The organism is Sulfuricurvum sp., from assembly GCF_049305995.1.
GTDB lineage: Bacteria > Campylobacterota > Campylobacteria > Campylobacterales > Sulfurimonadaceae > Sulfuricurvum.
On sequence record NZ_JBAQPS010000289.1, the window covers coordinates 1 to 9,235 of the forward strand.

Genomic DNA, 9,235 nt, shown 5'->3' on the forward strand with positions numbered 1-9,235 from the left:
GTCCTTTAGTCTCAAGGATAATCGAGTTACGCTCAATTGATGGGAGTCCACCAATCCCCGATGCCGCATCGATTCCGAAACGCTCTTTGTTAAATCCTTCAGGAAAATTAGCATCCTCCATCGCCTCTTGTGCCGCTTTAATCCCAAGATGGATAAAACGATCCGCTTTTTTAACCTCTCTTGCATCCATAACCGATTCAGGATCGAAGTTTTTCACCTCACCGGCAATTTGCGCACTTTGTGTTGAAGCATCAAAAATCGTGATCATATCGATCCCACATTCACCTTCACAAATTGCTTTGAATGAGCTCTCTTTGTCATGACCAACAGCATTGATCATTCCCATTCCGGTTACTACTACTCTTTTCACATTCTCTCCTGATGGTGGATGGTCTGAAACTTTAGCTCCATTAAGCCAAACTTTTAGACCATATTGTTTAGATTAAGACTATCGAGGTAAAACCTCGATAATAGGTTTAGTTTTTGCTTTGGATGTAGTTGATGACATCTTGAACAGTTTGGATTTTTTCTGCTTCGTCATCAGGGATTTCGATATCGAATTTCTCTTCAAGAGCCATTACTAATTCAACAACATCAAGGCTGTCAGCGCCAAGATCTTCTACGAATTTAGAATCCTCTTTAACTTCGTCCGGGTTAACGCTCAATTGCTCAACCACTACTTCTTTAATATCGTCGATAAGTGCCATAATAGCTCCTGTTCCTATGAATAAAATCGGCAAATTATACCATATTTACCTTAAGAGGCAAAATTGCACATTACATATACATTCCGCCGTTAACTTTGAGGGTCTCACCAGTGATATAGCTCGCGTGGTCACTGAGTAAGAATGCCGTTGCTTCGGCTACTTCACTTGGATTTCCAAAACGTCCCATCGGGATTTTTGCAGTAAATGCCGCCTTTACCTCTTCTTTGAGTTCATCCGTCATATCAGTCGCAATAAAACCCGGAGTGATACAGTTGTAACGGATACCGCTGGTTGCCGCTTCGATTGCAAAGCTTTTGGTCATTGCGATCATCCCCCCTTTAGATGCTGCGTAGTTGGTTTGTCCCGCATTTCCGGTTTCTCCAACAATCGAAGCCATATTGACAATGCTTCCGAATTTTTGTTTACGCATCGCTTTCATCGCTTCGCGGCATCCGATAAACGCCGAAGTCAGGTTTGCATCGATGACGCTTGCGAACTCTTCCGCTTTCATACGCAATGCCAATTTATCGAGAGTGATCCCTGCATTGTTGACCAAATATGAGAGTTCACCGTCCGCATCAACGATCGTTTTAACCGCATCCACAAACGCCGCTTCATCCGAAACGTCGAAACCGATCACTGCCGCTTGACCCCCTTCAGCTTCTATCGCTTCTTTAACTGCATCTGCTGCTGCCGCACCGCTTCGATAGTTGATCCATACTTTAAGACCGTATCCTGCCAATACACGTGCTACTTCCGCACCGATTCCTCGGCTTGAACCTGTTACCAATACATTTTTGCCTGTGAATTTCATTTATTTATTTCCTTAACTTTAGATTTTTTCATATTTTATCTCCCGTATCCGAAAGATACGGGTAGCTTTAGGGGATTGCAAAGGACATATTTGTCCTTGCCACATTTATGGGCTTTGCTCATAAATGTGTTTATATTAATGGTGCATCCATCTCAGATGGTATATCGAGTTCCATTAATTTTAAAACCGTCGGTGCAACATTATTCAGCGCCCCTGGATGAACTTTTTCGACTCCCTCTGCCATCACAAAACACCATACTTTTCCGACAGTGTGGTTCGTGAGGGTGTTACCCGCGTCATCACGCATCTCTTCGCAGTTGCCGTGATCGGAAGTGAGCACCATCGCATAACCGTTCTTTTTCGCAGTTTCAACGATTTTCCCCAGTTCATGATCAACCGCCTCAACCGCTTTTACCGCCGCTTCGAAATTGCCCGTATGTCCCACCATATCGCCATTAGCGAAATTAACCACGACAAAATCAACCCCCTCATCCATCGCTTTGAGCACCGCATTGCCCACTTCGGGTGCTGACATTTGCGGCTGCATATCATAGGTTTTGACTTGCGGACTAGGGATCAACACACGTGTCTCATTTTCATACGGCTCTTCAATACCGCCGTTAAAGAAAAAGGTGACATGGGCGTATTTCTCCGTCTCTGCCGTATGAAGCTGTCGAAGTCCTGCGTTAGAGATTACTTCGGCCAACGTATTTGTCGGTGCATCTTTCGGAAACAATACCGGATAAGGGAAATTTTTATCGTATTGCGTTATCGTCGCCAAATGGGTTGGAACAAATGCGCGTTCAAATCCATTAAATTCTTTATCTCCGATCGCCGTCGTAAGCTCACGCATACGATCACTTCGGAAATTGAGCATCAAAACCGCATCCCCCTCTTTAAACCCATCGTATCCATCAAAAGCACTCGGAGTGATAAACTCATCCGTCTCACCAGAAGCATAGGCATTTTCAATGTAATCAGCGACACTTTGTTCACTTTTAGGGGTAGCACACACGATAGCGTCGTAACCCTTTTGGACTCTATCCCAGCGATTATCACGATCCATCCCGAAAAAACGTCCTCCGATTGAGCCAATTTTTACGTTAGAATAGCCATGAGCACTCACTGTTTGCAAAAAAAGTTTTGCCGATTTCGGAGAAACATCCCGTCCATCGGTAATCAAATGAAGCCATATTTCCTTTCCTGCTTCATGCGCAATCTCTACTACCCCCATCAAATGATCAATATGAGAATGAACACCTCCGTCACTCATAAGGGTAATAAGATGCAAACGTTTACTTGTTTTCATCAATGAAACAAACGTATTATTCTTTTCAAAGTTTTTTTCTTCTAAAGAAAGAGAGATTTTAACCAGATCCTGATATAGTACCCGACCACTTCCGATTGACATATGCCCTACCTCGGAATTCCCCATTTGTCCTTCTGGTAAACCGACACTTAAGCCGAATGTATCAATTAAAGAATGGGGAACCTCGCGAAATAGCCAATCATAAATCGGCTTAACTGCTGCATGAAAGGCATTAAATTCACGTTTAGGAGAGTAACCAATACCGTCAGTAATGACCAAAACAGTTTTTTTCTTCAAATTGGCTCCTTTAATTAATGAAACTTTGGGAGGATTATATTAAAATGTCACTTTTGCATTGCTTTTGAAATTTAATCATAAAGAGTTAATTAAATGTTATATTGGTTTCATCAGGTCCTTGGGATCAACCTTTTTCAATACATTACTGTCCGTGCGGGGGTCGCTTTTTTCATCGGTTTACTCCTTACCCTCTTTTTTATGCCTCGCTTTATTGCTTGGGCACAGCGTTCTTCTCGCGTGCAACCCATCAATGAATATGTCAGTGCGCATCAAGGAAAAGCTAAAACTCCCACCATGGGAGGGATTGTTTTTATCACTTCAACAGTTATTGCTTCTCTCTTTACTGTTAATGTCATGAACCCGTTTGTTATCGGAGCACTCCTTACCCTTATATTTTATGCCTATATCGGTTTTACCGATGATTGGGGAAAGATTCGCGGTGGTCACAATCTTGCTGGTCTCTCTGCACGAGCCAAATTAATTTTACAAATTCTTTTTGGTCTCGCCATCGGAATTTTTTTGATTTACTACGCCAAACTCGATACCGGCTTTTATGTTCCGTTTGTTAAATTGAGCCTTTTTGACATGGGATGGTGGAGTGTTGCTTTTTGGGTATTAGTTATCATTGCTACGTCCAATGCTGTCAATCTGACCGATGGGCTTGACGGTTTAGCCACTGTCCCCTCAATTTTTGCCCTCCTTTCTCTGAGTGTTATCGTCTATATCGTCGGAAACGCTGCCTTGTCACACTACCTTTTGATGCCAAAAATTCCTGCCGGAGAAGTAGTCATCATCGCAGCAGCACTGATCGGTTCACTTTTGGGCTTTTTATGGTTTAACTGTCATCCGGCACAGGTATTTATGGGAGATAGCGGCTCACTTACCCTCGGAGCGTTTATCGCGTATATGGCGATCATCGGTAAAAGTGAAATTCTTCTCATCCTTATCGGTCTTATTTTCGTCATTGAAACCGTCTCAGTCATTTTGCAAGTAGGAAGCTACAAACTCCGTAAAAAAAGGGTCTTTTTGATGGCACCTATCCACCACCATTTTGAAATGAAACAATGGGCAGAAAATAAAATTATTGTCCGATTTTGGATCATCTCGCTACTTTCCAACATATTCGCCCTAATTACTTTAAAGATTCGCTAATGAAAAATCAAAATATCGCCTGTTTCGGATACGGAAAAACAACCCGTGCCATCGCCAAACGTTTCGGTCCGTGTACTTTTTTCGATGATAAATTCACTCTCCCTTCGATTGATGAAGAGGGAAATTTTCTCAAACCGATCGATGAATTTGATACTCGTCTTTTTACTCACGAAATTCCCTCACCCGGTTTTCCTCCTTCCCATATCTTGATTCAGCAATCACAACATCTCATCAGTGAGTACGATTTTTTTGCTGATAAGATGCTTTTTTCGATCTGGATCAGCGGAACCAACGGAAAAACTACCACAACCCAAATGATAGAGCATCTTCTTAGTGATAAAAAAGCTATCAGCGGCGGGAATATTGGGACTCCTCTTGCAAACATGTCCACTGAAGCTCCTATATGGATTTTAGAAACCAGTTCATTTAGTATGCACTATAACCATACAGCACGTCCCAATATCTATGCTCTCCTTCCCGTTACACCCGATCATGTCAGTTGGCATGGGAGTATGCAGGCCTACTATGACGCAAAACTTAAACCACTTAGTATGATGAAAGAAGGAGAAGTAATCATCTTGCCTAAAATGTTTGCCGATACTCCGACCAACGGTTTCAAAATTATTTATGAAGATGAAAAAGATTTAGCTGCTTATTTTGGCTTTGACCCGTCAAAAATTAAATTTAAAGGGGCATTTTTGATGGATGCAATGATTGCTATGGGAATTGATAAAATTCTCTATGATCGCTGCGATTACGATCGTATCAATGCCTTTATCCTTGATCCTCACCGCCAAGAAGAGTTTCGTGACTCTCGCAACCGTCTTTGGATCAATGATTCCAAAGCCACTAATATTGATGCTACACTGGCAGCACTTCGAACATACCGAGATTATCCAATCCTTTTAATACTCGGAGGCGATGATAAAGGGGTAGCATTAGAAGAGCTTTTTACCCCTTTAAAAAAGTATGATGTAAATGTTTATGCGATTGGAAGTAATGCATTACGATTAGAAGCTCTCTGTAATCAGCATAATATTCCTTGTTCTCTTTGCCATACAATCGATATAGCAGTTGATCAAATCAGTAAAAAGCATACTCGGCATACCATTGCAATGCTCTCTCCAGCAGCAGCTAGTTTAGATCAATTTACCTCCTATGCACAACGTGGAAACTTATTTAGAGAACTTGCAAAAGCCACAAAATAGACTTATTATAGATTTAAGCTTATTTTTAAGCTTACATAGCTATAATTTCACCCTCACAAACGTGGCCAATTAGCTCAGTCGGTAGAGCAAATGACTGAAAATCATTGTGTCCTTGGTTCGATTCCGAGATTGGCCACCATAACCTCTTCAAAAGTCCTAATCTAGGAAGTTTGAAGAGGTTTTCTTCGTTATACGCCCCTATTAGATGTGCCCATACAACAATCAAGTGCAACACAACTACTTTCACGCATATGCTTAAATTTTAATCATTAATATGCTTTTTTTCTTCAATTATTAAACTACAATTATTTCAGATAAAAAAATCCTAATTAGGAGACGAGATGAAATTCGGTGATTTAAAAAAAGAGGGGCATTGGCCGACGCTGTTTGCCGCCTTTTTGTATTTCGATTTTAGTTTTATGATGTGGACGATGCTGGGGCCTTTGGCTACCGAGATCAATGAGTCTCTAACCTCACGCGGTTTTACGATGAATGATGATCAGATGGCAACACTCCTCGCCGTTCCCGTTCTTGCGGGGGCAATTTTACGCCTTGTACTGGGAATTTTCGTTGATAAATTCGGACCGAAAAAGACGGCATTGGTTTCTCAGGTGATTGTTATCGCAACACTGTTTTATGGATACGCAGCTGCTGGGTCAATTACGTACGATCAGTTGTTGTGGGTTGCACTGGGTCTGGGATTTGCGGGTGCATCGTTCGCCGTCGCACTGCCTCAAGCGGGTCAATGGTATCCGCCGCGTCTGCAAGGGACAGTTTTAGGTATCGCGGGTGCCGGTAATATCGGTGTGGTCATCGACTTTTTGTTCGCCCCTAAGATTGCCGAGATTTGGGGATGGCCTTCGGTTTTTCTCGTCGGCGGGGTATTGTCCTTTATCGTTCTGATCGCCTATATGTTTATGGCAAAAGATGCCCCTTCATCGGTTTATAAAGCCAACCCGAAAAAACTCGGCGATTATATGAAGCTGATGCGGGATCGGGATACATGGTGGTTTAACCTCTTTTATGCCGTCTCATTCGGCGGATTTATCGGATTTGCGAACTACATGAAAGTCTATTTGATGAACACCTACCAAGCTGACATGTCAGCCTTTGGTCTAAATGTCATGGATGAGAGCAATGTCAAAGTTATCGCCGGATATTTCGGTGCGCTCTGTATCTTTGCCGGTGCGTTGCTTCGTCCGGTAGGTGGAGCCGTCGCCGATAAAATGGGAGGGATTAAATCGCTTTATGTCTTTTATGGCAGTATTATAGTTCTTGCCCTCATCAGTGCGTTTGTCGCATTGCCATTTTGGGCAGCTATTGTCGTGATGTTTTTGATCATGGCGAATCTGGGAATGGCAAACGGTTCGGTGTTCCAACTCGTACCGCAGCGTTTTGGTAAAGACATCGGTGTTATGACCGGACTTATCGGTATGGCTGGTGGATTGGGCGGAACAGCTCTTATCAAAACATTCGGATGGTCACAGGGAGCATTTGATGGCTACACTGCCGGATTTGTCATCTTTGCAGTCATGACGATGATTGCTATCAGTGGGATCAGTCTGGTCAAAACACGCTGGCGTACAACATGGGGTGCTGTTTCAGGGGCACGTATATAATCCCGTCATCCCGTACTTGATACGGGATCCACTCTCTTACTGTAAGGTTTGTCAATGCTCACACTCCAATCGTCCGAATTCATCCTCTCCAAAGACGCTACCACTGGCGATGATGCCTGTGCCTATACTATCATCGATAACGCTCTGCTGGTAAGTGTCTTGTGTGATGGAGTCGGAAGTGCGGCACGCGGCGGTACGGCAGCGAGACAGAGCGTAAAGTTTTTCATCGATCAGTTCAAAAACCGCCCTCGTGCTTGGGATATCCCTAAAACGATGGAAGTTTTTACCCGTCATATCAATTCTCTCCTCTTTAAAGAGTCGATGACCCAGTACGGGAAGATCGAACTTCTTACGACACTCTGTCTCGCGGTAATCGAGGGAGAAAATCTCTACACTCTCAATCTCGGCGATTCACGTATCTATTTGCTCAAAGCAAATGGAGAACTTCTACGCCTCAGCGTCGATCATACGATGGATGATGAGTACATGTCCCATGTTTTGACTTCCGCGTGCGGTTTGAGTGAAAATATCGACCTAACTATCCTCTCAACACCTATTGGTGTTGGTGATACCCTTATATTATGCAGTGACGGAGTTTACAATCTCTTAGAGGAAAAAATCTTTGCCGATATGATCCAAAAAGGGTTAGGTGCCTCGACTATCATTCACAGTGCATCTCAAACCTGTGATCCCAAAAATCGGGATGATATGAGCCTTCAGATTTTTCGTGTCGAATCCCTCGATCCACTTTATGCGATCAAGCATGCCCCACTCATCATCCCCGAAACATTGAGTGAAGGGCAAATTATCGACGGCTATATCCTACTCTCTCCTATGATGGAGCACAAACGTATTTGGAAAGTCATCAAAGATGCAAACGTGTATATTATGAAATTTCCGCTCAAAGCGGATGATGACGAAGCCCTTGATGCCTTTGTCCGTGAAGCATGGTATGCCAAACAGATAACCCACAAGGCATTCGGTCATGCGTGGGTACCGGAAAATCGTAGTATGCGTTACTACCTGATGGAACTGGTGGAAGGGGTAAATCTGTTGGAGTATCTCAAAAACCGCCCGCTCTCGATAGACAACGCCATCGCTTTGGGCAAATTTCTCCACCGTTCCGAGGTCCATCTGCTCCATCTTGGCCTCGTTCATGGAGACATAAAGCCTGAGAATATCCTCGTTTACCAGCGGGACGGCGAAGCAGGAGTTGATTTCAAAATGGTCGATTTTGGCTCCATCGTCGAGATTTTCTCATCCAATTCCCGCGCCGGAACCCCAACCTATCTCGCACCCGAGCGATTTAGTGAGAGTGTTATCAACGAATCCACCGAGATTTTTTCGATCGGGGTCACCCTTTATTGGGCACTTACCGGAAAATTTCCTTATGGAGAGATTGAACCGTTTCAAACCCCAACCTTTAAATCACCCAAACGCCCAATAAATTTCAATAAAAATATCCCCCTCTGGCTCGATTCGGTCATTATGCGCTCCATCGCCATCTCACTCGATCAACGTTACCGCCATTACTCCGAATTTTTCTACGATCTCAAAGATCCTGAAAAAGTAAAACCCTATTTTTGTGCCTCAACGCCATTGATCGAACGTTCCCCTGTTACCTTTTATAAAACAGCGTTTATAATGTTATTACTATTAGAAATTATCACGTTTTATCTCTATGTCACTAAATAAAGGTTTTTAATGCTCTCTTCCGCTTGTCAAGATACGATTCGTGCCGCAGTATGGCTCTCTACCAAACCCATCGGAGAGTTTCATCGCATTCAAGAAATCAGTGAAGCACTGGAACTCCCTTTTCATTTTATGGCGAAATCACTCCAAAAACTGGTACATGCGGGAATCCTCATCTCTCAGCGCGGTGCGGCGGGGGGAGTTACCCTCTCTCGCAAGGCGTCTGATATCACCCTCCTCTCAATCATCGAAGCAGTTGATGGAACCACCTTTTTTGATGTGTGTGTACTGGGTATCGGAGATTGTGAAGCGGAAAAACCATGCGCTCTCCATGCCCAATGGGATGTATGGCGTCAAGAGATGCTGGAGATGTATTCGGCGATGCGCCTCTCAGAAATTACGGATGATGTGCTTCACCGAAAAATTAAACGAATTTA

At 43.4% G+C, this 9,235-nt stretch carries 9 protein-coding genes and 1 tRNA gene; 6 read left to right on the forward strand and 4 right to left on the reverse strand.

The window, feature by feature from the left end; translation table 11 throughout:
* The 4 genes from WA010_RS09895 to gpmI form a co-directional block, all read right to left on the reverse strand.
* Nucleotides 1-370, reverse strand: a 370-nt coding sequence (locus tag WA010_RS09895; RefSeq protein ID WP_422556958.1) for a beta-ketoacyl synthase N-terminal-like domain-containing protein, incomplete at its 3' end; no start/stop codon positions are given.
* 106 nt (nucleotides 371-476) lie between these two features.
* The gene (acpP, locus tag WA010_RS09900) at nucleotides 477-707 is read right to left on the reverse strand and encodes an acyl carrier protein (RefSeq protein WP_015652770.1); all 231 of its coding nucleotides are present in this window, start codon (nucleotides 705-707) and stop codon (nucleotides 477-479) included.
* 70 nt (nucleotides 708-777) lie between these two features.
* The gene (gene fabG, locus WA010_RS09905; protein WP_422556959.1) at nucleotides 778-1,521 is read right to left on the reverse strand and encodes a 3-oxoacyl-ACP reductase FabG; all 744 of its coding nucleotides are present in this window, start codon (nucleotides 1,519-1,521) and stop codon (nucleotides 778-780) included.
* Between the two features lie 130 nt (nucleotides 1,522-1,651).
* On the reverse strand, nucleotides 1,652-3,127 hold the full coding sequence (gene gpmI / locus WA010_RS09910) for a 2,3-bisphosphoglycerate-independent phosphoglycerate mutase (RefSeq protein WP_422556960.1): 1,476 nt from the start codon (nucleotides 3,125-3,127) through the stop codon (nucleotides 1,652-1,654).
* A gap of 93 nt (nucleotides 3,128-3,220) precedes the next feature.
* Between gpmI and mraY the strand changes: the two genes are divergently transcribed.
* From mraY to WA010_RS09940, 6 genes are all read left to right on the forward strand, one after another.
* Complete coding sequence (gene mraY / locus WA010_RS09915; RefSeq protein ID WP_422556961.1) at nucleotides 3,221-4,279, forward strand: phospho-N-acetylmuramoyl-pentapeptide-transferase; 1,059 nt, start codon at nucleotides 3,221-3,223, stop codon at nucleotides 4,277-4,279.
* Nucleotides 4,279-5,487: a UDP-N-acetylmuramoyl-L-alanine--D-glutamate ligase gene (gene murD, locus WA010_RS09920; RefSeq protein ID WP_422556962.1), complete on the forward strand. Its 1,209-nt coding sequence runs from the start codon at nucleotides 4,279-4,281 to the stop codon at nucleotides 5,485-5,487. The genes mraY and murD overlap by 1 nt, the downstream gene beginning before the upstream one ends.
* 63 nt (nucleotides 5,488-5,550) lie before the next feature.
* Nucleotides 5,551-5,626 (forward strand) — tRNA-Phe (locus WA010_RS09925).
* 202 nt (nucleotides 5,627-5,828) lie between these two features.
* Nucleotides 5,829-7,106 carry an MFS transporter gene (locus WA010_RS09930; RefSeq protein ID WP_422556963.1) on the forward strand — a complete coding sequence of 426 codons (1,278 nt, stop codon included), beginning with the start codon at nucleotides 5,829-5,831 and terminating at the stop codon, nucleotides 7,104-7,106.
* Nucleotides 7,107-7,160: 54 nt separating this feature from the next.
* The gene (locus WA010_RS09935; protein ID WP_422556964.1) at nucleotides 7,161-8,801 is read left to right on the forward strand and encodes a protein kinase domain-containing protein; all 1,641 of its coding nucleotides are present in this window, start codon (nucleotides 7,161-7,163) and stop codon (nucleotides 8,799-8,801) included.
* A gap of 9 nt (nucleotides 8,802-8,810) precedes the next feature.
* Nucleotides 8,811-9,235: RrF2 family transcriptional regulator (locus WA010_RS09940; protein ID WP_422556965.1), on the forward strand; the 425-nt coding region annotated here is incomplete at its 3' end.